Annotated in this window: 28 protein-coding genes; 14 read left to right on the top strand and 14 right to left on the bottom strand. The window is 68.1% G+C overall.

Features of this window, described 5'->3' with window-relative positions:
* Window positions 1–60 precede the first annotated feature (60 nt).
* The 4 genes from ACQP2E_RS10350 to ACQP2E_RS10335 all read left to right on the top strand — a co-directional run bounded on the left by ACQP2E_RS10350 (window position 61) and on the right by ACQP2E_RS10335 (window position 1,898).
* Window positions 61–750, top strand: coding sequence for a hypothetical protein (locus ACQP2E_RS10350; RefSeq protein ID WP_433830248.1), 690 nt, complete (start codon window positions 61–63; stop codon window positions 748–750).
* 69 nt (window positions 751–819) lie between these two features.
* Window positions 820–1,443, top strand: coding sequence for a hypothetical protein (locus tag ACQP2E_RS10345; protein ID WP_433830246.1), 624 nt, complete (start codon window positions 820–822; stop codon window positions 1,441–1,443).
* A 117-nt stretch (window positions 1,444–1,560) separates the two neighbouring features.
* Window positions 1,561–1,725, top strand: coding sequence for a hypothetical protein (locus ACQP2E_RS10340; RefSeq protein ID WP_433830244.1), 165 nt, complete (start codon window positions 1,561–1,563; stop codon window positions 1,723–1,725).
* Window positions 1,722–1,898 (top strand): hypothetical protein, encoded by a 177-nt coding sequence (locus ACQP2E_RS10335; RefSeq protein ID WP_433830242.1) that lies wholly within the window; start codon window positions 1,722–1,724, stop codon window positions 1,896–1,898. The genes ACQP2E_RS10340 and ACQP2E_RS10335 overlap by 4 nt, the downstream gene beginning before the upstream one ends.
* 19 nt (window positions 1,899–1,917) lie before the next feature.
* Here ACQP2E_RS10335 and ACQP2E_RS10330 read toward each other — a convergent pair whose 3' ends face one another.
* Both ACQP2E_RS10330 and ACQP2E_RS10325 read right to left on the bottom strand, forming a co-directional pair.
* Window positions 1,918–2,574, bottom strand: a complete 657-nt coding sequence (locus ACQP2E_RS10330; protein WP_433830240.1) for an HAD family hydrolase — start codon at window positions 2,572–2,574, stop codon at window positions 1,918–1,920.
* A complete protein-coding gene (locus ACQP2E_RS10325) occupies window positions 2,571–3,581 on the bottom strand; it encodes a Glu/Leu/Phe/Val dehydrogenase dimerization domain-containing protein (protein WP_433830238.1) in 1,011 nt (336 codons plus the stop codon). The genes ACQP2E_RS10330 and ACQP2E_RS10325 overlap by 4 nt, the downstream gene beginning before the upstream one ends.
* 79 nt (window positions 3,582–3,660) lie before the next feature.
* On the opposite strand from ACQP2E_RS10325, the gene ACQP2E_RS10320 reads away from it, so the two are divergent.
* The 4 genes from ACQP2E_RS10320 to ACQP2E_RS10305 all read left to right on the top strand — a co-directional run bounded on the left by ACQP2E_RS10320 (window position 3,661) and on the right by ACQP2E_RS10305 (window position 7,173).
* Window positions 3,661–4,119 carry an Lrp/AsnC family transcriptional regulator gene (locus ACQP2E_RS10320; protein ID WP_433830236.1) on the top strand — a complete coding sequence of 153 codons (459 nt, stop codon included), beginning with the start codon at window positions 3,661–3,663 and terminating at the stop codon, window positions 4,117–4,119.
* Between the two features lie 61 nt (window positions 4,120–4,180).
* Window positions 4,181–4,771 (top strand): DinB family protein, encoded by a 591-nt coding sequence (locus ACQP2E_RS10315; protein WP_433830234.1) that lies wholly within the window; start codon window positions 4,181–4,183, stop codon window positions 4,769–4,771.
* A gap of 13 nt (window positions 4,772–4,784) precedes the next feature.
* Window positions 4,785–5,138: a nuclear transport factor 2 family protein gene (locus ACQP2E_RS10310; protein ID WP_433830232.1), complete on the top strand. Its 354-nt coding sequence runs from the start codon at window positions 4,785–4,787 to the stop codon at window positions 5,136–5,138.
* 88 nt (window positions 5,139–5,226) lie between these two features.
* A complete protein-coding gene (locus ACQP2E_RS10305) occupies window positions 5,227–7,173 on the top strand; it encodes a hypothetical protein (RefSeq protein ID WP_433830230.1) in 1,947 nt (648 codons plus the stop codon).
* A gap of 20 nt (window positions 7,174–7,193) precedes the next feature.
* Here the strand turns inward: ACQP2E_RS10305 and ACQP2E_RS10300 are convergent, their stop codons facing one another.
* The 7 genes from ACQP2E_RS10300 to ACQP2E_RS10270 all read right to left on the bottom strand — a co-directional run bounded on the left by ACQP2E_RS10300 (window position 7,194) and on the right by ACQP2E_RS10270 (window position 13,192).
* Window positions 7,194–7,925 (bottom strand): class I SAM-dependent methyltransferase, encoded by a 732-nt coding sequence (locus ACQP2E_RS10300; protein WP_433830228.1) that lies wholly within the window; start codon window positions 7,923–7,925, stop codon window positions 7,194–7,196.
* A complete protein-coding gene (locus tag ACQP2E_RS10295; protein WP_433830226.1) occupies window positions 7,915–8,568 on the bottom strand; it encodes an alpha/beta hydrolase in 654 nt (217 codons plus the stop codon). The genes ACQP2E_RS10300 and ACQP2E_RS10295 overlap by 11 nt, the downstream gene beginning before the upstream one ends.
* Window positions 8,569–8,583: 15 nt before the next feature.
* On the bottom strand, window positions 8,584–9,555 hold the full coding sequence (locus ACQP2E_RS10290) for a hypothetical protein (protein ID WP_433830224.1): 972 nt from the start codon (window positions 9,553–9,555) through the stop codon (window positions 8,584–8,586).
* Window positions 9,556–9,670: 115 nt separating this feature from the next.
* A complete protein-coding gene (locus ACQP2E_RS10285; protein WP_433830222.1) occupies window positions 9,671–10,642 on the bottom strand; it encodes a glycerophosphodiester phosphodiesterase family protein in 972 nt (323 codons plus the stop codon).
* An 82-nt stretch (window positions 10,643–10,724) separates the two neighbouring features.
* Window positions 10,725–10,976 (bottom strand): hypothetical protein, encoded by a 252-nt coding sequence (locus ACQP2E_RS10280; RefSeq protein WP_433830220.1) that lies wholly within the window; start codon window positions 10,974–10,976, stop codon window positions 10,725–10,727.
* Window positions 10,973–12,133, bottom strand: a complete 1,161-nt coding sequence (locus tag ACQP2E_RS10275) for an eCIS core domain-containing protein (RefSeq protein WP_433830218.1) — start codon at window positions 12,131–12,133, stop codon at window positions 10,973–10,975. Before ACQP2E_RS10275 ends, ACQP2E_RS10280 begins: the two co-directional genes overlap by 4 nt.
* Before the next feature lie 72 nt (window positions 12,134–12,205).
* Entirely contained in the window at window positions 12,206–13,192 is a 987-nt protein-coding gene (locus ACQP2E_RS10270; RefSeq protein ID WP_433830216.1) for an aldo/keto reductase, read from the bottom strand.
* Window positions 13,193–13,295: 103 nt separating this feature from the next.
* Here ACQP2E_RS10270 and ACQP2E_RS10265 point away from each other — a divergent pair, with 103 nt between their 5' ends.
* Complete coding sequence (locus ACQP2E_RS10265; RefSeq protein WP_433830214.1) at window positions 13,296–14,132, top strand: helix-turn-helix transcriptional regulator; 837 nt, start codon at window positions 13,296–13,298, stop codon at window positions 14,130–14,132.
* Here ACQP2E_RS10265 and ACQP2E_RS10260 read toward each other — a convergent pair.
* Window positions 14,039–14,623, bottom strand: coding sequence for a GNAT family N-acetyltransferase (locus tag ACQP2E_RS10260; RefSeq protein ID WP_433830212.1), 585 nt, complete (start codon window positions 14,621–14,623; stop codon window positions 14,039–14,041). The genes ACQP2E_RS10265 and ACQP2E_RS10260 overlap by 94 nt on opposite strands.
* 179 nt (window positions 14,624–14,802) lie before the next feature.
* Here ACQP2E_RS10260 and ACQP2E_RS10255 point away from each other — a divergent pair, with 179 nt between their 5' ends.
* Window positions 14,803–16,938: a hypothetical protein gene (locus ACQP2E_RS10255; RefSeq protein ID WP_433830210.1), complete on the top strand. Its 2,136-nt coding sequence runs from the start codon at window positions 14,803–14,805 to the stop codon at window positions 16,936–16,938.
* Between the two features lie 44 nt (window positions 16,939–16,982).
* Here ACQP2E_RS10255 and ACQP2E_RS10250 read toward each other — a convergent pair whose 3' ends face one another.
* Both ACQP2E_RS10250 and ACQP2E_RS10245 read right to left on the bottom strand, forming a co-directional pair.
* Window positions 16,983–17,522 (bottom strand): snapalysin family zinc-dependent metalloprotease, encoded by a 540-nt coding sequence (locus ACQP2E_RS10250; protein WP_433830208.1) that lies wholly within the window; start codon window positions 17,520–17,522, stop codon window positions 16,983–16,985.
* 143 nt (window positions 17,523–17,665) lie between these two features.
* On the bottom strand, window positions 17,666–18,517 hold the full coding sequence (locus ACQP2E_RS10245; RefSeq protein WP_433830206.1) for a hypothetical protein: 852 nt from the start codon (window positions 18,515–18,517) through the stop codon (window positions 17,666–17,668).
* A gap of 205 nt (window positions 18,518–18,722) precedes the next feature.
* Between ACQP2E_RS10245 and ACQP2E_RS10240 the strand changes: the two genes are divergently transcribed.
* The 3 genes from ACQP2E_RS10240 (at window position 18,723) to ACQP2E_RS10230 (ending at window position 21,710) form a co-directional block, all read left to right on the top strand.
* Complete coding sequence (locus ACQP2E_RS10240; protein ID WP_433830204.1) at window positions 18,723–19,655, top strand: TIGR03619 family F420-dependent LLM class oxidoreductase; 933 nt, start codon at window positions 18,723–18,725, stop codon at window positions 19,653–19,655.
* 540 nt (window positions 19,656–20,195) lie between these two features.
* On the top strand, window positions 20,196–20,804 hold the full coding sequence (locus ACQP2E_RS10235) for a hypothetical protein (protein WP_433830202.1): 609 nt from the start codon (window positions 20,196–20,198) through the stop codon (window positions 20,802–20,804).
* A 207-nt stretch (window positions 20,805–21,011) separates the two neighbouring features.
* Complete coding sequence (locus ACQP2E_RS10230; protein WP_433830200.1) at window positions 21,012–21,710, top strand: hypothetical protein; 699 nt, start codon at window positions 21,012–21,014, stop codon at window positions 21,708–21,710.
* Window positions 21,711–21,758: 48 nt separating this feature from the next.
* Here the strand turns inward: ACQP2E_RS10230 and ACQP2E_RS10225 are convergent, their stop codons facing one another.
* The gene (locus tag ACQP2E_RS10225; RefSeq protein ID WP_433830198.1) at window positions 21,759–22,121 is read right to left on the bottom strand and encodes a DUF4267 domain-containing protein; all 363 of its coding nucleotides are present in this window, start codon (window positions 22,119–22,121) and stop codon (window positions 21,759–21,761) included.
* A gap of 87 nt (window positions 22,122–22,208) precedes the next feature.
* On the opposite strand from ACQP2E_RS10225, the gene ACQP2E_RS10220 reads away from it, so the two are divergent.
* Window positions 22,209–22,784, top strand: coding sequence for a TetR/AcrR family transcriptional regulator (locus ACQP2E_RS10220; RefSeq protein ID WP_433830196.1), 576 nt, complete (start codon window positions 22,209–22,211; stop codon window positions 22,782–22,784).
* Here the strand turns inward: ACQP2E_RS10220 and ACQP2E_RS10215 are convergent.
* Complete coding sequence (locus ACQP2E_RS10215; protein ID WP_433830194.1) at window positions 22,781–24,322, bottom strand: acyl-CoA synthetase; 1,542 nt, start codon at window positions 24,320–24,322, stop codon at window positions 22,781–22,783. The genes ACQP2E_RS10220 and ACQP2E_RS10215 overlap by 4 nt on opposite strands.
* Window positions 24,323–24,336: the final 14 nt, after the last annotated feature.

The following is a 24,336-nucleotide window of genomic DNA, read 5'->3' as shown; positions in this document are numbered from 1 at the left end:
ACGACCTGATGGACCTCGACTAACATTTGCTGCGTTCGGCAAGCGGTGAGGCGAGGCGACATGCGGTTTCTCCGGCTCGGGCTGCGAAAGCGGCGCGTCCAGCACGATCCCGCCCTGCAACAGCAATTGCTGCAGGACGTTCAGCAACGATTCGGCACCCACCTGACCACCCGCTACGCGGATCAGGCAGCCGAGATACGCGAACTGCTCGACGGCGACGACGGTGTCCTGGTGGCCGGCGAGATCCTGCGCGAGTTCGCCGAGGGCGCACACTCCTCGGTGGTGCTCCAGGCCGCTGACCTGGGACTCGTCGCGGATCGCACCAATTACCGCACGCTCTGGAAGAACGCCGGCAAACGACTGCGCTCGCCCCTGTTCGGCCAACCCCTGCACCCATACATCCAGGTCAGCGCGGCGGTCACGGCCGTGGGCGCACAAGCGCGCCAGACGGTACGCGTAACCGACCCCGAACCGGTGCTCGCCCACGTCTTCGAGCTGCTCGACCTGACCGTGGCCGGCTGGCAGTACGGCCGGGTGCTCGTCGACGTGAACGGCGCCGAACTGGCCGCCGGGCTGATCACCACGGCCACGGTCCTGCGCAACGAGATGGGCGACCCGCCCCCGCTCCCGCCGCCGGTCCGCGAGCAGATGCGCTCCAACGCCAGCGTCGACGTGCTCGACCCGGCGATCAGCCGGTTCGTCGGGCAGTGGAACCCGGGCAAACAGATGCGCGAATCACTTCTCGCCTAGCAGATTCCTACACCCGCCCGCAGCGCGGCCGATTCATGGGCTCGTTGCGGACGGAAAGGAATCCACCCGATGAATGACGAGCCTTCAGCACGCCTCGTGCCGATGCGCGACGATCGCTGGCAGCCCCAGGACGAGCTGCTCAACAGCGTGATGGACAAGTGCATGGATGACGCGTACCGCGGTGCGAGCACGAACAGCGCCGGCGGCAGCCCGATCATGGTGGCCGGCGGGATGATCCTGCTGGTGCTCGGCGTGATCCTCACCGCCGGCACCGGCAGCCCGCTGCTCGCCGTCGGGATCGTGGTCGCGATCGCTCTCGGCGGCCTCGGATACATGGCGATGGCCGGCACCCCGACCCACGTCAACAAGCTGTCGGTGCTCGACCCGATCGGCGGCCCCGGCAATCTGCCCGGCGGTTACATCGTGCACCCGAAGGCCTGGCAGGCCGGCATGCGCGAATACCTGATCCCGGTCACCGACCGCCAGTTCCGGGTCGCCGTGCGGATCTGCCGCGAGCACCCGGGCTCGGTCTCCGACGTGATCCGCCTGGTCAAGAAGGCGGAAAAGCACGCGTACCAGCACTCCGCCGGCCACGAGGTGATGGACGTCGACGTCTTCAAGGTGGCGGCGCGATGGACCACCGAGCACGCCCGCAACGCGCCGACGATGGTCATGAAGGTCGCGGCGAAGTAGCCCTGCTCCTCAGCGCCTGGTTCTTCCGTCAGTAGGAGCAATCCGACTGCCAGAAGGACCAGGCGCCTGCGGCGTTAGCATGGGCTCCAGCTAGCGGCGGCATGAGGAGGTAAGCAGATGGCGGCCCTGAGCATCGATGACCTGGACGACGCCGTGACCGAGGAGACGCCCCAGGCTGACCTGTTCAGCGCGCTGACCGACCGATTCTCCGGTCCCGGCGGCGCCGACCTCGACCTTCCGGCGCGGTCCACCCGGCCACGAGCGGCGGATCTTCGCGAATGATCGTCCTCGACACCAATGTCGTGTCGGAGCTGATGCGCGCCCAGCCGGCCCGCTCGGTAATTGAATGGATGCAGCGCATCTCCGCAGCAGGCCCCCTCGATACCGCATCGCTGTGGTCGACCCCTGGTCCGGATCAACTGGTTGAGTGCGTATCGCTTCGTGCGTACCCATGAGGGAGCGTCAGCGGGAGGCTCAGGGTGAGTGGAATCGGTCTTGCCAGGTGGTCAGCGGGGGGATGACGGCCCGCAGGTCGGTGCCGGTGGCGCTGGTGTGGGCTGCTGCTCGGGCTGACCGGTCGCCGTTGAAGGCGATCGCCAGGCCCGCGACCGCGAAAAGGGGCAGGTCGGAGCGGCTGTCGCCGATGGCTGCGCAGTTGCTTCGGTCGATGTTCAGCTCGGCGGCGACGCTCAGGGCGAAGTCTCGTTTGCCGTATTCGTCGAGGTGGCTGGCCACCTTGCCGGTGTAGGCGCCGTCGATGACCTCCAGGCTCGGGCCGCAGGAGCGGGCGAATCCGAATCGGTCACAGAGGTAGGCGCCGACCGGGTCCCACGCGAGTGTGGTGACGACCGGGAGCAGGTCGTGGGCGCGGCACCAGGCGAGCGTTTCGGCAATGCCGTCGACGAGCGGCAGTGAGGTGAGGAATTCGCGCACGTCGGACGGGGTCCAGGCGGCCCAGCCCCGGGCGTCGACGACGGAGGCTTCCTGGTTGGTGAGGGTGCCGTCGTCGTAACCGGCTTCGGCCTCGCGGCAGAGGTCGGCGTGGCCGAGGCGGTCGGCGAGGTGTTGTCCGCTGCTGATCCCTGGGACGAGCGTTCCGTCCACATCGAAGAAGACCACTCCACGCGTCATTCGCCCATCATCCGCCGGCGGGCCTTGGCCCGGGCGGCCGCCAGAGGTGTCGAGCCGGTGGTTCGCAGGATTTCGGTGAGTGTGCCGGCGATGGCTTCGACGCGCGCGCCGGCCTGCTCGGACGTCTCGTGGTGCAGCTCGACCGCGGTGGCGTGGATGATGCCGCCGGCGCTGACCACGAAGTCCGGCGCCCAGAGGATGCCGCGATCGTGCAGAAGCGCAGCGGTGGCGGGTTCGTCGAGCTGGTTGTTGGCAGGTCCGGCGATCGCGGCGCAGCGCAGGTGCGGCACGGTTGCCGGGGTGAACAGGCCGCCGAGTGCGGACGGGACCAGCACGTCGACGTCGGCGGTCAGGCATTCCTGCGGGGTCACCCAGGTGGCGTCACCGGCGTCCGCGCGGCGACTTTCGTCGATGTCGGCGGCGACCAGCGTGGCCTTCTCCTGAGCCAGCAGGCGCAGCACATGCGTGCCGACCCGGCCCAGGCCCAGCACGGCGAAACTGCGGCCGCCGAGGTCGGGTGAGCCGAACCGCTCCGCGCAGACGGCTCGCGGGGCGGCGAGGACACCGGCGGCGGTGTGCACCGACGAGTCGCCACTGCCGCCCGCGGAGACGGGGCGGCAGAACGCGTACGGAGTGCGCTCGGCGATGGTGACCATGTCGTCCGGGCCGGTGCCGACGTCCGGGCCGGTCGCGTACCCGCCGTCCAGGGAGGCGATCACGTCGCCGACGTCGTACAGCACGTCGCGTCGCTCAGCCTGGTCGAGGGTACGGCCGGGTGGCAGCGCCACGACGGTCTTGCCGCCACCGTTGGGCAGGCCGGCCAGGGCCGCTTTGTCGGACATCGCGGCGGAGAGGCGCAGGGCGTCGGTGAGGCCGTCCCGCCAGTGCGGGTAGTGCGCGAGCCGGCAACCGCCGATGGCCTGGCCGAGGGCGGTGGAGTGCACCGCGACGATGATCGGGAGGCGGGATCGGGTGCCGCGCCTGATGACGATGTTTTCGTGCTCCATGCCCCGGACGGTAGACATCTGGCCGGGCATGATCGGCTTCTGACGAACGTCGTTCGGAGAAAAGCGTTAAATTCCGGTCGTGGACGAACTTGATGCGGCGATCGTGGAGCTTTTGCAGGTTGATGCACGGCAGACCAACCGCGAGCTGGCCCGGGCGGTCGGGATCGCGCCGTCCACCTGCCTGGAGCGGGTACGGTCATTGCGCGAGCGCGGGGTGATCACCGGCTATCACGCCGAGATCAGCCTGGCGGCACTGAACCGCGGCGTCCAGGCGCTGCTGCACCTCCAGGTCAGGCCACTGAGCAGGACGGTCATCGAGAACTTCAAGACGTACGCGATGAGCCTGCCCGAAGTCCTGTCGGTGATCGTGCTGACCGGCGGCGACGACTTCCAGGTGCACGTGGCGGTGCCGAGCGTGGACGCGCTGCACTCGTTCGTGATGGACAAGTTCAGCGGGCGGCGGGAGATCGTCGGATTCCGCTCCTCGGTGATCTACCAGCACGCCCACAAGCAGGTCATCGAGCCGCTGGACCCCTGACCCGGCTCCGCGGGCCGCTATTGCGGTGGAGCTGTCAGGGGGTGGTGGCATGCTGCTCGGCATGACTTCGTTCGATCCCAAAGGTGACCTTCGGCAATACCTGCAGGAGGCCCGTGACGCTCTGGTGTGGAAGCTGGAAGGCTTGTCGGAATACGACATTCGCCGGCCTCTCGTGCCGACCGGCACCAACCTGCTCGGGCTGGTCAAACACAGTGCTGGTGTCGAGGGCGGTTACTTCGGCGAGACATTCGGGCGGCCGCTGCACGAGCCGATGCCGTGGATGGATGAGGACGCCGAGCCGAACGCCGACATGTGGGCCACCCCGGAGGAGAAGCGGGACGACATCATCGCGCTCTACCGCCGGGTGTGGGCCCACTCGGACGCGACGATCGAGGCGCTCGACCTGGACGCCCGGGGCCGGGTCCCGTGGTGGCCGGAGGAACGGCAGGTGGCCTCGCTGCATCGCATCCTGGTGCACGTCACCGCCGAGACGCACCGGCACGCCGGCCACGCCGACCTGGTCCGCGAGCTCATCGACGGCTCCGCCGGGCTCGGCCGGATCCGGAACAACCTGCCCGATGAGGACCAGCAGTGGTGGTCCGGCTACCACGACCGCCTGGAAGCGGCGGCCGCCCAGTTCCGCCAGGACTGAGATCATCAAGGGTATGAGCACTGTGATCGAACTGCTGGCCGCCAACCTGACCGACGTCTTCGGCAACCGGGACGCATCCGCCCGGCGGGCCGCGATCGAGCGGATCTACACCGAGGACGTCGCGTTCATCGACCCGGAGGAGACCGTCCGGGGCTGGGACGCCCTGGAGGAGAAAGCGCGAGGGCTGCTGGAAAAGGTGCCGGCGGACTTCGTCTTCGCCGAGGACGGACATCGGTACGCCGGACCGGACCGCGGAGCGCTCGCCTGGTCGTTCGGCCCGGCGGGTGAACCGGCGGTGCGCGGCATCGACATCATCACGGTTCGTGACGGCCGGATCAGCGAGCTCGTAACGATCTTCGTGGCATAACACCGAGTGGCATAACACCGAGGGGTGATCGACACCAACCCGTTACGGGAATTGAAACCGAACGCCCCTGGCCACCATGATCTACGGCATGGCCGCGCTCGCAGGGTTGCACGACATCGACTGGTCCTCGCTGGAGCAGGGGTCAGCCGTACCCCGTCTGCTCTCCGGCCTGGCCGGCGGCGACCCCACCACCCTGCGTGATCTTTATCGGCTCGCCCCCGACGGGGAGGACGTACGTCAGTGGGTGGTCTCGGCGCTGCCGTTCCTGCTCGACCTGGTCACCGATCCGGCGCAGCCGTTACGCGGCGAGATCCTGCGCCTGGTCGGTGACCTCGCGGGCGCCGACCGGACCTGGCAGATGGCCGGGCGCACCCTCAGCGCAAAACGACTCCTCGCCGAGCGGGGTGGTTTGTCCGATCTGCTGGTGGATGAGGATCCGGTGGTGCGGGAGGCGGCCGCTTACACGGTCCGCGCCGTCTATCGCCTGATCACCAACCCGACCGGGGATCTGTGGGAGCGGTTCGCCGAGGAGCCGGATCCGGGTGTGCGGCTCATGCTGCTGCGGACCAGCGTGATCACCGGCGCGGTCGGCGGCGGGTACGAGCTGACCAAGGTGTGGCTCGCGTCGGTCGCTGACACCGATGACGATCTGCGCGTACGCATCAGTGCTCTCACCGAGATGATGGCGCTCTACAACCCGCCGCCGTTCGACACCGGCCGCGCCCGGCAGACGCTGCTCGCGGCGTACCGCGAAGGTCTCAACCGCGAACCCGAACCGGTCGGTGAGATCGCCGGGCCGCTGCTGGCCGGCGCGCGGATGGCGACCCGGCAGTGGACGCCCGGCTATCACCAGGTGGTCGGTGCGGTGCGGGCCGGCTATCGCGACGACGTGACCGCGCATCTGGAACTTCTGCACGAGATGCTCGACATGGATGCCTGGGATGCCCGGCAGGACGCGCTGCACGAGGCGCGGTCGCTGGTCCAGCGTCTGCGTGGACCGTACGGGCAGCTCGTCGACCGGGCCGCTGACCTGCTGTTCGACAAGGACGCGCAGGTCAGGGCGGCGGCGTTGCGGCTGCTGCAGGGCATCGGCGAGGTGGCTCGACCGGCCGCTGACGCGGTGTGGGAGACGTTGTCGGGCGCTAAGCCGTACATCCACCAGGGCGAGTTGATCCCGGCACTGGACATCCTGGCCCGGCTGGGTGACCCGCGGGTGCTGCCGATCCTGGAGCGGCTGCTCGACGACGCGCCGCACACGCGTGACCTGCACCGATACATCGCCGGGTACGGGGTTCGGGCTCGTGGGCTGGGTCGTACGCTGCGCCGGGTGCTGCGGAGCGTGAAGCAGGACTGGTCGACCGAGATCTATCGAGCCGGGTTGCTGGACGCGTTGATCGCCGCCGTTCCGCAGGAGGCGGCGGACTATCTGGTGGCCGAACCGCTCGACGTGACCGGTTTGGCTCGGCTGACACTGACCGGCCGGGCGTCGCTGTCGCGGGCTGCGGAGATTCGCACGCTGTTGAGCAGCGAGGAGCCGGATCTCGCATTGGCGGCCGCGCGGGCGATCTGGTTCGTGGCCGGGGATGCGGAGGCCGCGGCGACCGTTTATGACCGCTATCTCGCGGGGTCGCCGCATGCGGTCGCGGCCATTGACGGCCTCGCCGAGCTGAACTCGCGGGCGCTGGGCCGGGCGGGTGTGCTGAATCGCCTGGTCAAGGGGCGGTCGACGCGGGGTGATGTGGCGGCGGCCGCCGCCGGTGCGCTGTGGCGGATCACCGGGAACCCGAGCAGCGTGCGGAAGCTGGGGCCGGTCTGGGAGGCTTCGCCGCATCTGCGGCCCGGGATCGCGCGGCTGTGGGTGGAGACCGGGATGCTGGCGTACGGCAGCCGGTTCGCCAAGGCTGAGCTGGCGATCCCACTCCGGCACAATCTGAGCAATCTCGGTCAGGGTTTCGACGAGGTCAACGAGGACGAGAGGTTGCTGGCGGACTGCCGGCGAATTCTTACCGAGAAGTCGCACTTCTACTCGCGGTGATCAGCCTTTCCGTGCCGTGATCAGCCTTTCCGTGCCGTGATGATCCAGGCTCGGGAGTCCAGCCAGACTCCGTCTTCGCGGCGGTGCTCGGCCAGCATGTCGCGGAGGCGCTCGGTCACGGCCGGGTCGGTCAGGGCGTCGCCGGTGTACGCGAAACCCCGGACCCAGTCGAGCGCGGCGTCGACATCCGGGCCGTAGAAGACCGGTTCGTGCACATCGGCGAAGGTGATATCGGTGAACCCGGCGGCGGCGAGGATCTCTTTCACCGTCGCGGGATCGGCCAGGGAGAAGGCGTTCGGGCCGCCCGATCTGACGGATCCGGCGAGGGCTCGGCGGATGGCGACACGCCACTCGTTGAGTTCGCCGTCCTGCCAGACCATCATCACGAGTCGTCCGGCGGGCCGCAGGGCGCGGGCGATGTTGGTGAACGCGGCGACCGGGTCGGCGAAGAACATCGTGCCGAACCGGCTGATCACCAGGTCGAAGAGTTCCGGTGGGAAGGCGTGGGTCTGTGCGTCGGCCTGCTCGAAGGTGACATTTCCGGCGTCGCCTGCTGCCCGGGCTTTTTCGATGGCCGGCCCTGAGATGTCGACGCCCAGTGCGCTCCCGTCCCCGGCTGCGTTTGCGGCGTCGCGAGTGGTACGCCCCGCCCCGCAGCCGATGTCGAGGATGTGGTCGCCGGGTCGGACACCCCAGGCCTTGCGGAGCGCTTGGTGGTGCAGTCGCAGCTCAGCGTCGTAGTCAACGTTCATCCGCGTATCCCTCGAGACGGTCCGCCAGCTCCCGGGGGCGGCTCAGCGCCGGCGTGTGCCCGCCGTCGATCTCGTCCGGGGTGATGCCCAGACGCTCCCGGGCCACCCGCCGCACGAACCCGACAGGCAGCAACCGATCATCACGGCAGGCCAGCACCCGGGTGGGCACATCGGGCCAGGCCTTCAACGGCGACGGTTCCCGCAGCCGGGCCTCGGACTGGTCCCGGCCCCGTTTCCACGCCTCGGCGGCCAGCTCCGGCGCAACGTCCTGATAGAACAGGTCGTCGTGCTGCTTTCGCTCTTCCCGATCCCAGCCGGTGTTCGCCCAGTAGTCGGCGGGCGCCTCCCCCGGTGCCGGGATCATCGGCGCGACCAGCACGATCAGCGTCACGGCCCCGGTCACCCGCTCGCTGACGAGCGGCGCGGTGAATCCGCCGAGCGACTGTCCGACAACGATCAGATCCGTACGGCCTCCGACGGCCGCGGCCACGGCGTCCGCGTAGTCGGCCAGGCCGGCCGTGTCGTCGTCACAGGGCAGATCCGGCGCCACGGTGTCGAACCGTCGCGCCCGCAGTTCGGCCTCGACGAGATGCCAGTACCAGCCGGCATCACCAGCGCCGTGAATCAGAACGAAAGTGGCCACGCTTTCTCCGTACCCTCAGCTCTGCTGGTAATTCACCGCCGCGAACCCGCACTGCTGGTGCAGGTGCAGGTAGTACGCACCCTCCCCGTCGTCGATGTCCGCGCCACCGATCAGACCCAGGTAGTCCATCGGCTGACCGCACCCGGGGCACTCCGGATGGTCCGCGTCCTGAATCCAGTCGGGCCGCCCACCCAGCGTCGACCCGCCCTCGCTCCAGGCGCTGCCCTGGTACGGGCTCGCCCGGACCGGACCCGCCACCGGCAGCAGTGCGGGCGGATCCTCTGGGCCGGCGTCCTTGGGCAGGTAGCCCGGCGGCGTGTTGCCGGCCCACCAGCTCGACCCGCCATCCGGGCTGACCTTGCTGAACAGCGTCGCGTAGCACGCACAGAAGTGACAGGTCTCGACAACAAGGCGCCCGGACCAGCCGGTGTGCGCCAGAGCAGCCCGCACCGCCGGATCAGCATCGACGTCGAGGTCGGCGGCCACCCACAGCGGCGACGTGCACCACGGGCAGGTCGCACCGGTCGGCTCCCCTGCCGACTCACGCAGCAGCCACTCGTAGGCGGTGTCCCCGCACAACTCCCGCCGCCTGCCGTCCGTGTCGACCGTCCAGCCGCCCTCGAGCGCGTAGGCGAGCGACCCGGCATGAAGCTCGTCGGCCCCGGGCGGCGGGGACGTGAACCAGCGGCGCAGGGCCTGCTCAGCGAGCGGATGTCCGCTGTGTGCCAGGACGAGCAGCAGGCGGTTGAGCCGCCCCTGCCCCTGCCCCTGCCCCTGCCCCTGCCCATCGTCAACCTGCTCGACGAGGCGCCGCACCGTCACGTCATCGGCGGCCCGGAACAGTTTCGCCGGCCACAGCAGATCGAGGTCGAGCATGAGGCCGTGATGAGGGGTGAGCTCACCCGGAGCAGCGTCCGCAATCTCCGCCAGCTCCTCCACCGCCACATCGTCATCGACGGCGGCCCGCCTGACCAACTCCTCAATCATGCGGCGGATGTTAGTTCCGCAGTCCGACAAAACTCGGCGCGAGTAAGGCTCCATGGCCAGAAGTCGCCAAGATCGCGGAGTGACCGGCGCCTGCCACTCGGCGGTACATCCCCACTCAGCTGGTCAGGGGTGCTGCGACGTCTATGCGGTTGGTCCAGATGCCGCCGGGCCAGTTCTTGGGGATTTGTCGCAGGGTTTCCGGGGTGTCGAAGCCTGCGGAATAGTCGCCTCCGTCGGCCACCAGGATGACTCTGGTGCCGGCTTCGGCCATGCGATTGGCGAAACGGTTCGGCCAGCCCCACAGCCAGCGGCCGTAACGGGCCGGCAGGTGCAGTTGGGTGTTGCGGCAGGCGTCGGGGACGTGGCCGGTCCAGCCTGTTGACTCGTACCGGAGCAGGCAGTTCTTCATCATTGCTTTTGATGTCGCCCGGACCTCGGGCAGCGCCGTGTGGAAAGCGGCGACTGCGGTGTCCTCGCCATAGACGGTCAGCTGCTGGTGAGGCCGTTCAGCGAGCAGTTCGGCCAGCGCCTCGCCGTCCGCGGAATTGTCATTCTTGAGGTGGATCAGCAGCTCGCGGCCGGCGAACGCGTCCAGAACCTCGGGGGCCGCCGGCATCAGGCCGACGCCCTTTCCGCGGAATGGATAGGTGGCGCCCCCGTCGGCCGTATAGCCGTAGCCGATGTCAAGTTTGCGCAGCTCGTTCATGGTGTGTTCGGCGACGGTTCCGGTCGTGTCGGTGCGGCATTCGAGCACGGCGTCATGGAAAACCGCGAGCTGGCCGTCGCGGGTCAGCTTCACGTCGAATTCGACCACGTCGGCGCCGGCGTCGAACGCGGCCCGCATCGAGTCGAGGGTGTTCTCCAGATAGGCGTGTTCCGGCGGCAGAATCACCTGCGCGGTGCACGTGTCAGCCTGCACCCGCGAGACGTCGAAGGTCTGCGCAAGGCCGCGATGCGCCAGCAGCAATGGCTCGTCATCGCTGGTCACCAGCGTCGAGTTGTTGCCGAGCCACAGTCCCGCGACGGCGACGAGCAGCACAACGAGCGGAATCCGCAGCCGCCTCACGACCTTCGACACCCCGGACATCCTGCCAGCCGGTCGCAATGCTTGCGCTTTCCGAGGCCATTGAGCGTACGCAGCGCCGCCGCGACGTGGTGTCGGTCGAATCTCAGGCGGCCCAGATCCGTCCGGTGGTGGCATAGCCCGCGTCGGCGCGGTCAACTACGAGGATCGTCTCGCCGGTGCGCAGGGTTCGCGGGGTCGGGAAGTCGACGCCGAGGATGGTGATCGGGTGGCCGGTCAGCTCGTCGCGCAGGCGCGGCACCCCGGTGAAGTCCACGTCAGCGCTTCCGACAACCAGTAGGCCGGCACGCGCCGCGATGTCGAACACCTCGTTGATCTGGAAACGGGTGGCTGTCACGGCTGCTCCCTCCGATAGAGCTCCAGGGCCGGTAATTCACTCGCGTACGCCTCGTCCTCGAGGTCACGCAGCACGCGCCACAGGTGTTCGCCGCTGCGCTGCTGTTGGACGTGAGTATGTTCGTGCGCGATGGTCGCCGCCAGGCTATCCGGATCCGCGAAGCTGGCCGGGCCGAAGCGAATCTGGGCTCCATTGCGTTCCGATGGCGTGTAGGCGCCCGCGTCCATGTAATCCAGGTACCGGATCTCCTCCGCGTCGGAGATGATGACGATATCGACGTCGCCAAGATCGATTCCCATTCGCTCGGCGGTCGCGTGAATGTTCTCCAGCGTCATCGGGGTGCCCGAGCCGTTCTCCAGCACGTCACGGTTGGTGCGCACCCGGCTCTTACTGAAGAACTGCCCGGCCTCGGAACGATTGACCGGTGCGGATCGGGCGACGCTTCCTGCCAATGTTCGCAGGTTGTTGAGGACCTCACCCAGGCGGTCAATCATAGTTTTCAAACGGCGGAGACTACCGAGCAGACCTCGGATGAAGTGTTGAATCTTGTTGGCCCACTTCAGGACGAGCGCGGATACCTGGCCCGCCACAACGGGCGTCGCGATGCCGAGCGTGATCCCTTCCATGGCAAGCCATTGCGGCAGGCGGACAGCCAGAGTCGCGATGAAGTTGGCGATCAGGTCGCGGACGATCTCGCGGACCAGACCAACCACCAGGCCCGCCCCCTCCACCGCCGACGCGATGCCACCCGTTGCCGCCGCGATGCCGTCGAGCACGGCGAGGTTCTCCGTGGCGTGGGCGCGGTACGCGTCGCCGGCCGCGCCTGACCAGCCTGCAGTCTGCGTACGAACGTGGTCTGCATGTTCCTGGTGCGCCGCCGCGGTGAGCGCGGCGACGTTCGCCCAGGTTGCGGCTTGCGCGGTGACATCGTCGGCGTCACCGGCCAGGTGGTCGAGAGCCTGCTGCAGGGGTCGGACATGTTCCATGAGCCAGGCGACGCCCCAGCTGGCCACGGTGCCGAGAGGGTCAACGGCCAGGGACAGCCCTTCGAGGGATACGCCGACGCCTCCGATGGCACTGTCCACCCAGTTCTGGCTGCGGATGCCCGCGGCGAGCTGCTGAGCGTCTTCGGCCAGGCCGATCCCGGCGACTTCCATCTGACGTACCCCCATCGCTCTCTCAGAGCGATGTACACCTATGCGGATCGGCGGGTTCGGCGGCGTCCGGGGTCAGTTGCCGGTGCCGAGGGAGGACATGAAGGGTGTTGGGTAGCGGTCGCCGTGGGCTGAGCCGGCCGGGATGGTTTTCTCGATGTCGGTGAGGTCGTCGGCGGTCAGCTGGACGTCCAGGGCGGGCAGGGCCTCGGTCAGGCGGGTGCGGGAGCGGGCTCCGACCAGCGGGACGATGTCGTCGCCCTGGGCGGCTACCCAGGCGATCGCCAGCTGGGCAACCGTGCAGCCTTTCGCTGAAGCGAGGTTGCGCAGGGCGTCGACGAGCGACAGGTTGTGTTCGACGTTGCCGGTGGCGAAGCGGGGACTGTGGTTGCGGGGGTCGTCGGCGCGGCCCGGGGTCCAGTTGCCGGAGATCAGGCCGCGGCTCAGGACGCCGTACGCGGTCAGGCCGATGCCCAGCTCGCGCAGGGTGGGCAGGATGTCGGTCTCGACGGCGCGGGAGATCAGGGAGTACTCGATCTGCAGGTCGGCGACGGGGTGGACCGCGTGGGCCCGGCGGATCGTCGCGGCGTTGACCTCGGAGAGGCCGACGTGGCGGACATATCCGGCGTCGATCATCTCCTTGATGGCGCCGACGGTGTCCTCGATCGGGACGTTCGGGTCGAGGCGGGCGGGGCGGTAGATGTCGATGTGGTCGACGCCGAGGCGGTTCAGCGAGTAGGCCAGGAAGTTCTTGACCGCTTCGGGACGGCCGTCGGTGCCGCCGAACTCGTGGCCCGGGCCGCGGAGCATGCCGAACTTGACGCTCAGCTGGTAGCTGTCACGGTTTCGGCCGCGGAGTGCTTCGGCGAGCAGCAGCTCGTTGTGGCCCATGCCGTAGAAGTCGCCGGTGTCGATCAGCGTGACACCCGCGTCGAGGGCGGCGTGCACGGTCTTGATGCTCTCGTCCCGGTCCGACGGGCCATACGTTCCGGACATCGCCATCGCGCCGAGGCCCAGAGCGGAGACGGCCGGGCCGGTATTTCCCAGAGTTCGTGTCTTCATGGCTCTCACCGTGCGCCGGATTTCCGGGGTACGGGAGAGGAGCGCTCATCGTGGGAGCGGCACTCCCTGGCTGCGCGTTCTCCCGCCGGGGCACGATGGGCTCATGCAGCGTGACCAGCTCGCCGATTTCCTGCGCCGCCGCCGTGAGGCGATCCGTCCGGCCGAGGTCGGCCTCGTCGACGGGCCACGCCGGCGCACGGCGGGGCTGCGCCGGGAAGAGGTGGCGCGGCTCGCCGGGATCTCGGTGGATTACGTGGTGCGGCTGGAGCAGGGGCGCAGCAGTCAGCCGTCGGCGCAGCTGCTCGGCGCGCTGGCGCGGGCGCTGCGGTTGTCGGACGACGAGCGGGCTCACCTGTTCCATCTGGCCGGGCATCAGGCGCCGCTCGGGGCCGGGACCGCGCGGCAGGCTCGGGCCGGGTTGCTGCGGATGCTGGATCTGCTCGGGGACACTCCGGCCCTCGTGATGTCCGACCTCGGTGAGGTGCTGGCGCAGAATCGGCCGGCCGAGCTGATGAACGGGGATCACACCAGGTTCACCGGGGATCGGCGCTACCTGGCGTACCGATGGTTCACCGAGCCGGACGCGCGCGCCGTGCTCTCGGAAGAGGACATGGAGCACCGCAGCCGCCAGATGGTGGCTGATCTGCGGGCGGTGGCCGGTCGCCGGGCCGGCGAGCCCGAGGTGGAACGCCTGGTCAAGCGGTTGCTGGCGGTCAGCGACGAGTTCCGCCGGTTGTGGGCCGATCACGAGGTGAAGGTGCGTCGCGCCGACCGCAAGTCGTTCCTGCATCCGCGGGTGGGCCGGTTGACGATGGACTGCGAGACGCTGGTGACGCCAGATCTGGGTCAGCTGTTGCTGGTGCTGACGCCGGCTGACGACGACACCCGGGAACGGCTGGCGTTGCTGCGGGTGGTGGGGGTCGAGGAGTTCTCGGTGTAGATCCGTACCGGCTGCCGGGCAGCGCCGTAAACGGTGTCGTGCTCGTGGTGCATGCCGATCTTCTCGGCTACCCGCTGGGACGGTTCGTTCGCGGAGTCGATGATCGCGATGAGCCGGTTCACGCCGAGGACTTGGCGAGCGTGGTCACGGCAGGCGGTGGCGGCTTCGGTGGCGTACCCGAGGCGTTGTCTGTCCGCGCGTACGTGATAGCCGATCTCGGTCTCGGTGACGCCGTCGACCTGCTGGGGGGTGAGGCCGCAGTCACCGAGGAACTCGCCGGTCTCGCGGGATCGAATCACCCAGAGGCCGAAGCCGGCGCGCTGATAGAGGTCCTGGTTCCAGGTGATCCAGTTCTCAGCCTCGTACCGGGATTTCGGGCGCGGGTAGTAACGCATGACCTCCGGGTCGCCGAGCAGGGCGGCGAGGTCGTCGAGATCACTTTCGGTCATTTCGGCGAACGTCAGCCTCAGGGTGCCGGTTGGGGTGTTCATGGTGTTCCCTCCCAGGTCGACCACCGAACGGTGGATTGCTTTCACGATCCCTCATCAACAAGATCGTCTATATAGTTCGCGCTCGATCACATCGGGATCGAGCCTGTAGACGTGAGGGTGAAGTGTCTCGGTTCACACGGGGGAAAGTACGCGGCCTTGCTGCCGCAACCAGCTTGATGATGGCGGTCACCATAGCCGCCGTACTGCCTGCCACCACGGCGCAGGCCGCGGCCACCCAGGTGCTGCGGATCTCCAGTCTCGACAACACCTCGGCGGTCACCGGTTATCCGACCGGCTGGCCGAGCGCCGACTCGGTTTTCCTGGGCAGCGCCTACGAGGGTTTCACCGCCCGTTCGTTCCTGTCCTGGGACGCGTCCGCGCTGCAGAACAAGCGGATCGAGTCGGCGACGGCCCACTTCCACAACCCGTACTCGACCTCGTGCGCAGCGACGCCGTGGGAGATCTGGACCACCGGAGCGTTCACGGCCGGCACGTCCTGGGACGTACAGCCGGCCTGGCAGCACCTGGAGACCACCGCCACCGCGACGAGCTGCTCGGACACCGCTGTCACGGCGGACGTGACGAGCTTCGTCAAACGCGCCGCCCAGGAGAAGGTCAGCACGCCGACGATGGGCCTGCGGGCGGTCGACGAGGCCGATTTCAGCCAGTACAAACAGTTCTGGTCGCGGTACTACACCGACGCGGCGAAGGCGCCGTACATCGACGTCACCTACAGCGTGGGTGTCAGCGTGACCGACCCGTCACTCGACGAGGGCTCGTCCTGCAGCACCGGCGCGAACCGCCCGGCCATCGACAATGTCACCCCAGGACTGAACGTCACTGTCGACGACCCTTCGGGTACGCCGGTTCGCGCCGACTTCGAACTGACGAAACTCGACGGCACGGCCCTGCTGACGGCCGCGTCGGCGAACCAGGCCTCCGGCACTGTCGCGTCGGTGACGGTACCGGCCGGGAAGCTCGCCGACGGCGGCTCCTACCGCTGGCGTACCCGGGGTGTCTCCGCCAACGGCCAGGGGCCGTGGACGTCGTGGTGTGAGTTCGCGGTGAACAAGGGCGTGGTCATCATCGACGCCGACGAGCTCAACGAACCGGTCCCGGACGAGCTGCGCGACGCGCTCGGCACCTACGACCAGCTGGCCGAGGGCAACCCGGAGGACTTCGGTTACCCGGACGTCGAAGGCGGCGCCATCGTCGTCGACGTGGTCACCGACGAGGCCGCGGAGAAGGCCGAGGCTCTCTCCAATGGAACCCTGCAGACCACACCGACCACCGGCGAGCCCGAGGAGAACAAGGCCGAGGAATCCGCGGTCGAGGGCCAGAGCAACGTGGCGGGCGTCGACATGGCGACAAACACCGTCGCACTGAGCCGCGCCGAGACCGAAGTTCTGCGCGAGCAGGTGCAGAACGCTGTCGACAACACTCCGGCGATCGCCGCGGCCGACGTGTGGAAGACCGACGTGGACCGCGAGACCGGACGGGTCGCGATCACGATGGGCGACGTGACCAGCCCGGCCGCGCAGGCCCTGGAGGACCTGTTCGGCGATCGAGTGGAGCTGATCACCGAGGCGAATCCGCAGGTCACCGCCCAGGTTGGCAGGCTCGCCGACAACCTGCCGTACTACGGTGGCGCGCGTGTCCGCACCGCCAACAGCCACTGCACGACCGCCTTCGCCTGGAACATCAGCACGACGCAGCAGGGCCTGCTCACCGCCGGGCACTGCTATCCCACAGGCGGCTACGTGTACACCAACCAGGGTCAGGCCATCGGCAGCATCGTGAACAACAACACGCGCGAGAACTACACCAACGGCACGGTGAAACTGCAGGGTCAGAGCGTGTACCGCGGTGACATGGCAGTGGTGCCGGCCACCAGCGGCACGGCGGCGCGGATCTACCGCGGCAACGCCAGCAGCACGACGAGCGCTCCGGTGAAGTCCATGTGGCACCGGCGGTCGCAGGCCGGCGACAAGTTCTGCACCGGCGGCTCGTTCTCCGGTGAGATCTGTGGCTGGACGGTCAAGTCAGCCGGCGGCAACGTGAAGTCCAGTGGCTACTGGACGCGCGGCATCGTGATGAGCAAGAACAAGACCGGCTGGTGTACGCGCGGAGGCGACTCCGGCGGCCCGGTCTACACCGTCAACTCGGACGGCAGTGTGGCGGCGAAGGGCATCAACGACGGTGGCGGCGGTGGCGGCAAGGACTACTACGCCGGCGCGCTCGACCAGTGCCACTCGTTCTTCACCGACATCTGGGACGCGTACTACGGGTTCCCGGGCAGGCTGAAGACGTCATGAGGATACGGCCGTACGGCGAACCGTTCGCCGTACGGCCGTGGCCGTCAGGACGCGCTACCGGCCCAGGTGTAGACGCGGGCGCCGGTGGTCAGCGCGGTCGCGAAGTTGTTGTTGACGGTTCGGGCCTCGGTGCTGCTCGGGTTGGGGTTGGTGCAGCTGACCGGGGCGCTGCTGCCGGACATCAGGTCGGTGCACAGGCCGGTACGCCGGTCGGGGAGGCCGAGCAGGTGGCCGAACTCGTGGGCGGCGATCCGCGGCTGGTAGTAGCCCTGGTTGACGGCCTGGCGGCCCATGTACCAGTAACCGTTGCCGAGTGACTGCGTGTAGGCGCGGGGCCAGCCGTTGTCGGCGTAGACGCGGATGTTGGGAGTACGCCCGGACGGGACGGGCTCGAGGCGTACGTTGGCGACGCTGTTGTTCCAGATCTGGGCGCCCTGGGCCACCACGGCCTTGAACTCCTGGGCCTGGCTGGCGTCGTAGTACAGGATTCGGGGCGCTGCGGTGGCGGGTGCGGCGGTGACCGCTTGGACGCCGGTGACAGCGAGCACGGCGAAGAGGGCCACCGCAAGTTTGCGGAGCAGCATGGCTTCCTCCGGGGATAGGGAACGGGTACCCCCGAGGCTGCCCTCATTCAGTGATGTACATCAATGACTGCAGGCATACTGAAACTCCCCTATCACCGGAAGTCGCACCTCGATCAGCCCGGCGCGACGCGGGACCGGCGCCGCTAGCGGGTGGTCTTGCCGGGGAACCGCTTGCCAATGGCGGGGCGGCGGCCGGCGCGCGGCGGACGCGCGGGTTCGCTCGGGGCCTGCGGGCCTCGGTAACCGCGGGCGTCTTCCGCGACCGCCTCGTCGGGGTCGTTCTCCAACTCCTGCCGGATGTGCTGGGGCGTGAGAGCGGAGGTGGCCATCGCGCGGCGGACGTCGGCGGAACGGTCGTCCAGCAGATCCCGCAGATCCGCCTCGTCCAGCTTCACCGCCCGGACCAGCGCGGCGCGGACGTCCGGCGACGAGTCCTGGGCCAGGGTGTGCCGCTGCTCGGCGGTGGTGTGCTTGTTGACGGCGACACCCTTGCGCACTCGCAGGGTGCGGTCGCGCATCAGAGCCGCGATGACGTCCGGATCGGTGCTGTGGCTGGCGAGCCGTTCCCGTACCTCGGGTGAGGCGTCCTCGATGAGGAGCGCCGCCAGGTGGGGTTCGAGATCCGGCATCTCGGCGAGCAGGCCGCGGAGTTCCTTGTCCGGAGCCTTCGCCATCACGCCGCGGATGCGGGAGTCACATGCCGGGTTGGCCGCGACAGCCCAGCGCACCCAGCGGTCCGCGTCGCCGACGAGGCGCAGCAGGTTTCCCTGGGAGGCCGAGGGGTTCCGTGCGACCGCTTCGCGAACGTCACGGTCGCGGTCCCGGGCGAGGGGCCGCAGCGCCTCAGCCGGAGCATCCGGGTGGGCCGCGACCGCCGCGCGGACCCGGGCCGACGGGTCGGAAGCCAGCTCGTAGAGCGCCTCGGGGGTGGTCGTCCGGTCCTGTGCAACGGAGACCCGCGCCTCGATATCGCCGTTCACGCGCTGAGTTCCCATGGGCGAATCCTCTCACGGCCGGCTCGGGCCACCTGCATTGCCGCTGGTTGCGTCGACTGCCACCGAGGAGCGGCGACCTCTGGCACCTCGATCGGGTCACCGGGCCCGCCCGGCGTCAGGCAGGGTCGTGTGACTCCCGTCGCCATGCTCGGGTGGGGCGGTTACGCGTACCCAAAAGGGGTGTCCTCTGTGGAATTGTTGGGGCATGGTGAAACTCGGTGTCAGCCTTCCCCAGTTCCAGCATTTCACTCCCGGCAAGGACGTTGTCGCCGCGGCACGGGCGATGGAGGAGATCGGCTTCGACAGCCTGTGGGTTTTCGAACGGGTGCTCGTGCCGGAGGACCAGAGCGGTTCCCATGGCCTGTACAACGTGCCGGACCTGGCCTGGCCGGAACGGTATCGCGGTGTCGCTGACGCGCTGGTGACATTGACGACGGCGGCTGCGGTGACGTCGCGGATCGAGCTCGGGACCGGGGTTCTGGTGGTGCCGTTGCACTTGCCGTTCCGGCTCGCGCGCGAATTGGCAACGCTGGATGCGGCAAGTGACGGGCGAGTCATCGCCGGCCTCGGCGCGGGCTGGTCGCCGGACGAGTTCGCGGCGGTCGGAGCCGTTCCGCTGACCGAGCGGGGCCGTGCGCTGGACGAGTTCCTGGATGTCGCGGCCGAGGTGTGGGGACCCAATCCGGTGAGTTTCAAATCCCGGAACTACGAGGTCTCGGTGGCCGATGTCGGGCCGAAGCCGGTACGGAAGATTCCGATTCTGCTCGGGGCCGGAAATGAGCGGGCTCTGCGACGGGTAGCCCGGCGCGCTGACGGCTGGGTGGCCAGCGGGGTGACGCCTTCACAGGTCAAGGATTCGCTGGCGGGATTGCGGGCGATGGCGCAGGAGTCCGGAAGGGACCCGGCTTCGATCAGTTGCACGGTGCAGATCGGGACCCTGGATCTGACGGAGTCGGTGGCCGTTCCGAGGCCTGCTTATGCGGGCAATGTGGCGCAGTTGGCGGAGGATGTGGCGGCTTTGGCAGAGGCCGGCGCGGACCACGTTTATGTCACGCTGCCGGCGGCGGTCGAGGACGTCGCGGAGCTGATCGACCGGGCGGCTGAGCTGCACGAGAGGGTGCGCGCAGCGGGCGCCTGAGCTGGGGTGCGGGCGGTGCGCTCGACGGCGCACCGCCCACCGGAGCTTCGGGAATCCGTGAGGCCTACGGCCTTTCCGTGCACGATGTCACTGAATCTCGCGGTGACGAATACCGATTCCTGGCGCCTTCAAGAGTGCTTCACCGGCTCTTCAGTGAGCGCATTGCCGACATCGGGAACAAACACGTTCTCTTTCGAATTAAAACGACACCAAATCCGTCTGCCCACATGCGAACCACAGGTAAAACAGGCGGAGCTACGCGCCCGGTGGACAGGCTGGTTTCCGAATCCGGCCGCAACCGAGGCGCGCTGCCGACGTCAGTCCTGGAAACCCTGAGGTGTCGATATGAGTCTTCGGAGCAGGCGCCGCAGGCCTAGGCCGGCTGCGGAGCAGCCTTCAGTACCTGCGGCCGAACCGCCTTCCGAGAAGGGCCGCCGCCTGCGCGGCGTCGCCGCATTCCTCGCATCCACCGTCGCGGTCGCTGTGGTCGGGGCAGTCTCGGCTCGGCTGGTGAACTCATATCAACCCGAGGGCCCGGCAGTGAAGGCCTCCATCGACTTCAATGTGTACGCGGCGGACGGCACTCAGCTGATCGTGCCGGGACTTGTTCACCGCGCCCAGATCCCGGCGGCCCCTGCTGCCGCTCGGCGGTGGGCACTTGCCCGTGGTGGTGCCGGAATGGTCTCGCATCTGGATGTGACGCTGGAGGGTAGACACAGCCCGTCGGTGGTCATCCGCCAGATCCGTGCGACGGTGAGCAGTCGCCAGCGACCGCTCTCCGGCACGCTTCTGACCATTCCCGGCGCGGAAGGCAGTGCCGACTCGGTCAATCTTGCATTCGACCTCGGCGAAGCCGTACCGGTCGCGAGACGGGCTGGTCCAGGGGCGGGTCCACATGAGCCGTATTTCGCCGGCCGCTACATCACCCTCGGGCCCGGCGAGCAGGTCGTTCTGAAGGTTGAAGTGTGGCCGGGAGCGAATCTGTGCACCTGGCGACTGGATCTGGATGTGGTGGCCGGCAGCGCTTCGCAGACGATCAGTCTTCCCGGTGACGGCCAGTCGTTTCGCACTACGCCGGAGAGACCGAATTACCAGGCGGAGTACGAATTCCAGCCGATTGACCAGGCTTGGGTCACCACCGGTGACTAGCGACGTGTGCCGAACGGAGGGGTACGACGAGCTGTGCCGACAATAGCGCCGGCTGATTCAACCGGTGAAGGCCGGCGGCCGAAACGGCGTCTCCTTGTAGCGGCGGTCCTCATTGTCACGGGAGCCGCGAGTTTCGCGGCAAGTTACGGTGGCTGGCCATCGACGGTTACCACCTCGCAATGGCAGTCACCGGCCAGCGAGGCAAGCTTGACGGCGGACCAGATGATCTCGGTCACCGGCGAGTATTTCGACCCGCCCAGTACAGGGGAAACCGTAGACGACACGATGGCCTTCGAGGCAGGGAAGGTACCTCGGAGTGTTGATGCGCCCCGCGACTGCTCGGCATTACGTCAATCATTGCGCGCTCAGGGCGGATACGATTCCGGCCTCTCTTACATTCAGGTTGAGATCACCGCGAAAGCACCTGTCGATATTCAGGTAAAGACGTTACGGCCGCGCTTGTTGTCCGAGCGGGCACCCACGCACGTCGTGCCGATCAGCTGCATCCCCAAGCCGGGTAAGGAAGAATCCCCGCTGCCGGAAAGTGCTTTCATCGTCCTCACCGACGAACCTCGGCCCACCGACATTCCTCTGGATTGGCTGCAGCGCACTCCGACATCCGGTGGCGAGTTCCGGCTTTCCCGGGGCGGCAGCATCCGTCTGCAGCCCGGAGAAGAAGCCGCGATCAGGATCACGGCTACGCAGGGCCACAGTGACCTGGACTGGGAGCTGCTTGTCGGTCTGATGGTCAACGGCGTCCGGAGAGAAATCCCGGTCCGGCACGGAGGCGAACCCTTTCACTATGCTCCGAGCAGCGCCGAAGCAGGCTTCCTATGGCACGAGGCCCATCCCGGCCTCGGTTTGGCGCCAGATCATCTGGGCTTCTTCACCGAGCCGGCGAACTGATCAACGGTCCTGCCGGAATCGGTCAGTTCCGCGCGTGCCAAGCCCTGGTCAGAGCGCGAACAGTAGGGCTGCGCTGATCAGCACCGTCACCGCCGTGGCGAAGTGGATGCCGAACGCTACCGCCTTGGTGCCGCCGTGGCGTAGGACGATCAGGGTGTCGCCGAACGGGGCGATGGCGACCACCAGCATGAACCACGCCTCGGCCGGCGCGCCGGCCGAGGCGAGCAGGGCCAGGCCGACCAGGCCGTAGGTGAGGTCGCGCACGCCTTTGACCGTGAGATACGCGCTCGCTGTGGCCGGCACGCCGTAGCCCGCCGCTGCCGCTTCCGGCACCAGCAAGAACCTGGCTCCGATGAAAATGATGAAGAGGTTGAGCACGATGGCGAGCCCGTAGGCGACAACAGTGATCATGACAAATTCCTTTTCTAGCGCCGCTAGGATTTCATTCGACGCTAGCACGCGTTGGCCACGAGGGCTAGCGGCGCTAGGATTGCTGTCATGTCTATTCGAGAGCGCCGGGAGCGCGAGCGGCTGGACCGGGAGCGGTTGATCGTTGAGGCCGCCCGGGAGTTCGCCGAGGCCGAAGGCTGGGACGCCGTCACGACGCGCCGGCTTGCCGAGCGGATCGAGTACAGCCAGCCGGTTCTCTACAGCCACTTCAAGGGCAAGGACGCCATCATGGCCGCCGTGGCGCTCGACGGCTTCGCCGAGCTGGCCGCCGCTCTGCGCGCCGCGCGCACCGGCGCCCCCGATGCGCACACCGCACTGGCCGCCGTCGCCGCCGCGTACGCGCACTTCGCGGAGGCACGGCCGGTGCTGTACGAAACGATGTTCACCCGGGCCGTCGATGTGGTGTTCGCCAGCCTGGAGACGCCGGCCCCGCTGCAGGAGGGGTTCGGCGAGGTACGCGCGGCCGTGCGAGCAGTGGTCGGCGACGAGGAGATCGACGCGCAGACCGAGGTGTTCTGGGCAAGCCTGCACGGGCTGATGACACTGATGCGCGGCGGCCGGCTGCGCCGCGAGGACCACGAGCGGCGGCTTGGAGTACTGGTGGACGGCTTCGCGAAAAACTAGATGGCTCGGTCGCGGCCCGACCAATAGGGATCACGGAGCAGACGCTTGTACAGCTTCCCGTTCGGGTCGCGTGGGAGCCTCTCCACGTAATCCACGGTCCGTGGGATCTTGAAACGGGCCAGTCTGGTCGTCAGGAAATCCAGCAACGAAGCTGTCAGCTCCGGGCCGGCCACCACCCCGTCGGCCGGCTCGACGACGGCCTTGATCTCCTCACCCCACTCCTCGTGCGGGATGCCGAACACCGCCACGTCGGCCACCGACGGATGGCCGCTCAGTTCGTTCTCGATCTCGGCCGGGTAGACGTTCACGCCACCGGTGATGATCACGTCGCTGGCCCGGTCGCAGAGGAACAGGTATCCGTCGGCGTCCAGGTAGCCGATGTCACCAACCGTGAACATGCGGTCCCGCCACGACGCCCGGGTTTTCTCGGCGTCACCGTGATATTCGAACGTGGCGTCACCCATCTGCAGGTAGACCCGCCCGGGCGACAGCTCCGGCGCATCCTTGCCGTCGTCGTCGAGCACCCGCACCCGCGAACCGGGCCACGCCTGTCCCACCGAACCCGGCCGCGCCAGCCACTCCTGCGCAGTGATCAGAGTGCCGCCGCCCTCCGAGGCCGCGTAGTACTCGATCACCACCGGCCCCCACCAGTCCAGCATCGCCTGTTTGACCGGCTGCGGGCAGGGCGCGGCGCCGTGGATCATCGCGCGCATGGAGGAGATGTCGAAGCGCCCGCGATCAGAAACGGTCAGCAGCCTGCGGAACTGGGTCGGCACCATGTGGCTGTGAGTGACTCGATGACGGTCCACCAAATGTAGGAAATCAACGGAATCCCAGTGATCCATCACCACGACCTGGTGCCCCATCTGCACCGAGATGACAGCGAAGTTCATCACTGCCGTGTGGTACAGCGGCGAGCAGCACAGATGCACGTGATCATCGAACGGGCGCAGGCCGAACAGGCCGAAGAACCAGAGTGACACCGGCGGCACATCGTCCGGGTCCAGCCCGAGCAGCGGGCGGCGGACACCTTTCGGCCGGCCGGACGTACCGGACGTATAGACCATGAGCGCTCCGAGCGTACGCGGCTCTGGTCTGCCGGATCCCCCCGCGCCGAGGGCGAGCGAAGGCAGAAAGCCCGGAATGTCGCCGACCGCGAAGCGGGAGGTGGGCGGAAGGTCCGCTTCGTCCGCTGCGGCGAGCGCGGCGTCCGCGAAGCGTGCGTCGGCGACGAACGCCTTCGCTCCGCTGTCGCGGAGGATGTATGCCAGCTCGGGCGCGGTGAGATGCCAATTCAGGGGTACGACGTGAAGCCCGATCTGCACCGCCGCGAAATACATGATCAGGATGTCGGCGCCGTTGGGCATCAGCAGCGCGATGGTGTCGTCAGCACCGAGCCCGGCCGCGCGCAGGCCGCGGCCGATCCGGTCCGCCTCGGCGGCGAGATCACCGTAGGTGAGGGTCCGGCCGCCCGGCTCCACGATCGCCTCACGCTGCGGGGACTCACGCGCAACGGTCCACATCCCGATCCCGTTCATGCCGAGACTCTATA

The organism is Actinoplanes sp. CA-015351, assembly GCF_050955685.1.
Classification (GTDB): domain Bacteria; phylum Actinomycetota; class Actinomycetes; order Mycobacteriales; family Micromonosporaceae; genus Actinoplanes.
The sequence above is the reverse complement of the archived record's forward strand: the minus strand, read 5'-3'. Positions and strand labels throughout refer to the sequence as shown.

Coding starts and splice junctions, on each gene's coding strand:
- ACQP2E_RS10350 (WP_433830248.1), top strand. CDS start 61: ATGCGGTTTCTCCGGCTCGGGCTGCGAAAGCGGCGCGTCCAGCACGAT.
- ACQP2E_RS10345 (WP_433830246.1), top strand. CDS start 820: ATGAATGACGAGCCTTCAGCACGCCTCGTGCCGATGCGCGACGATCGC.
- ACQP2E_RS10340 (WP_433830244.1), top strand. CDS start 1,561: ATGGCGGCCCTGAGCATCGATGACCTGGACGACGCCGTGACCGAGGAG.
- ACQP2E_RS10335 (WP_433830242.1), top strand. CDS start 1,722: ATGATCGTCCTCGACACCAATGTCGTGTCGGAGCTGATGCGCGCCCAG.
- ACQP2E_RS10330 (WP_433830240.1), bottom strand. CDS start 2,574: ATGACGCGTGGAGTGGTCTTCTTCGATGTGGACGGAACGCTCGTCCCA.
- ACQP2E_RS10325 (WP_433830238.1), bottom strand. CDS start 3,581: ATGGAGCACGAAAACATCGTCATCAGGCGCGGCACCCGATCCCGCCTC.
- ACQP2E_RS10315 (WP_433830234.1), top strand. CDS start 4,181: ATGACTTCGTTCGATCCCAAAGGTGACCTTCGGCAATACCTGCAGGAG.
- ACQP2E_RS10310 (WP_433830232.1), top strand. CDS start 4,785: ATGAGCACTGTGATCGAACTGCTGGCCGCCAACCTGACCGACGTCTTC.
- ACQP2E_RS10305 (WP_433830230.1), top strand. CDS start 5,227: ATGGCCGCGCTCGCAGGGTTGCACGACATCGACTGGTCCTCGCTGGAG.
- ACQP2E_RS10300 (WP_433830228.1), bottom strand. CDS start 7,925: ATGAACGTTGACTACGACGCTGAGCTGCGACTGCACCACCAAGCGCTC.
- ACQP2E_RS10290 (WP_433830224.1), bottom strand. CDS start 9,555: ATGATTGAGGAGTTGGTCAGGCGGGCCGCCGTCGATGACGATGTGGCG.
- ACQP2E_RS10285 (WP_433830222.1), bottom strand. CDS start 10,642: ATGTCCGGGGTGTCGAAGGTCGTGAGGCGGCTGCGGATTCCGCTCGTT.
- ACQP2E_RS10275 (WP_433830218.1), bottom strand. CDS start 12,133: ATGGAAGTCGCCGGGATCGGCCTGGCCGAAGACGCTCAGCAGCTCGCC.
- ACQP2E_RS10270 (WP_433830216.1), bottom strand. CDS start 13,192: ATGAAGACACGAACTCTGGGAAATACCGGCCCGGCCGTCTCCGCTCTG.
- ACQP2E_RS10265 (WP_433830214.1), top strand. CDS start 13,296: ATGCAGCGTGACCAGCTCGCCGATTTCCTGCGCCGCCGCCGTGAGGCG.
- ACQP2E_RS10260 (WP_433830212.1), bottom strand. CDS start 14,623: ATGAACACCCCAACCGGCACCCTGAGGCTGACGTTCGCCGAAATGACC.
- ACQP2E_RS10255 (WP_433830210.1), top strand. CDS start 14,803: ATGGCGGTCACCATAGCCGCCGTACTGCCTGCCACCACGGCGCAGGCC.
- ACQP2E_RS10250 (WP_433830208.1), bottom strand. CDS start 17,522: ATGCTGCTCCGCAAACTTGCGGTGGCCCTCTTCGCCGTGCTCGCTGTC.
- ACQP2E_RS10245 (WP_433830206.1), bottom strand. CDS start 18,517: ATGGGAACTCAGCGCGTGAACGGCGATATCGAGGCGCGGGTCTCCGTT.
- ACQP2E_RS10240 (WP_433830204.1), top strand. CDS start 18,723: ATGGTGAAACTCGGTGTCAGCCTTCCCCAGTTCCAGCATTTCACTCCC.
- ACQP2E_RS10225 (WP_433830198.1), bottom strand. CDS start 22,121: ATGATCACTGTTGTCGCCTACGGGCTCGCCATCGTGCTCAACCTCTTC.
- ACQP2E_RS10220 (WP_433830196.1), top strand. CDS start 22,209: ATGTCTATTCGAGAGCGCCGGGAGCGCGAGCGGCTGGACCGGGAGCGG.
- ACQP2E_RS10215 (WP_433830194.1), bottom strand. CDS start 24,322: ATGAACGGGATCGGGATGTGGACCGTTGCGCGTGAGTCCCCGCAGCGT.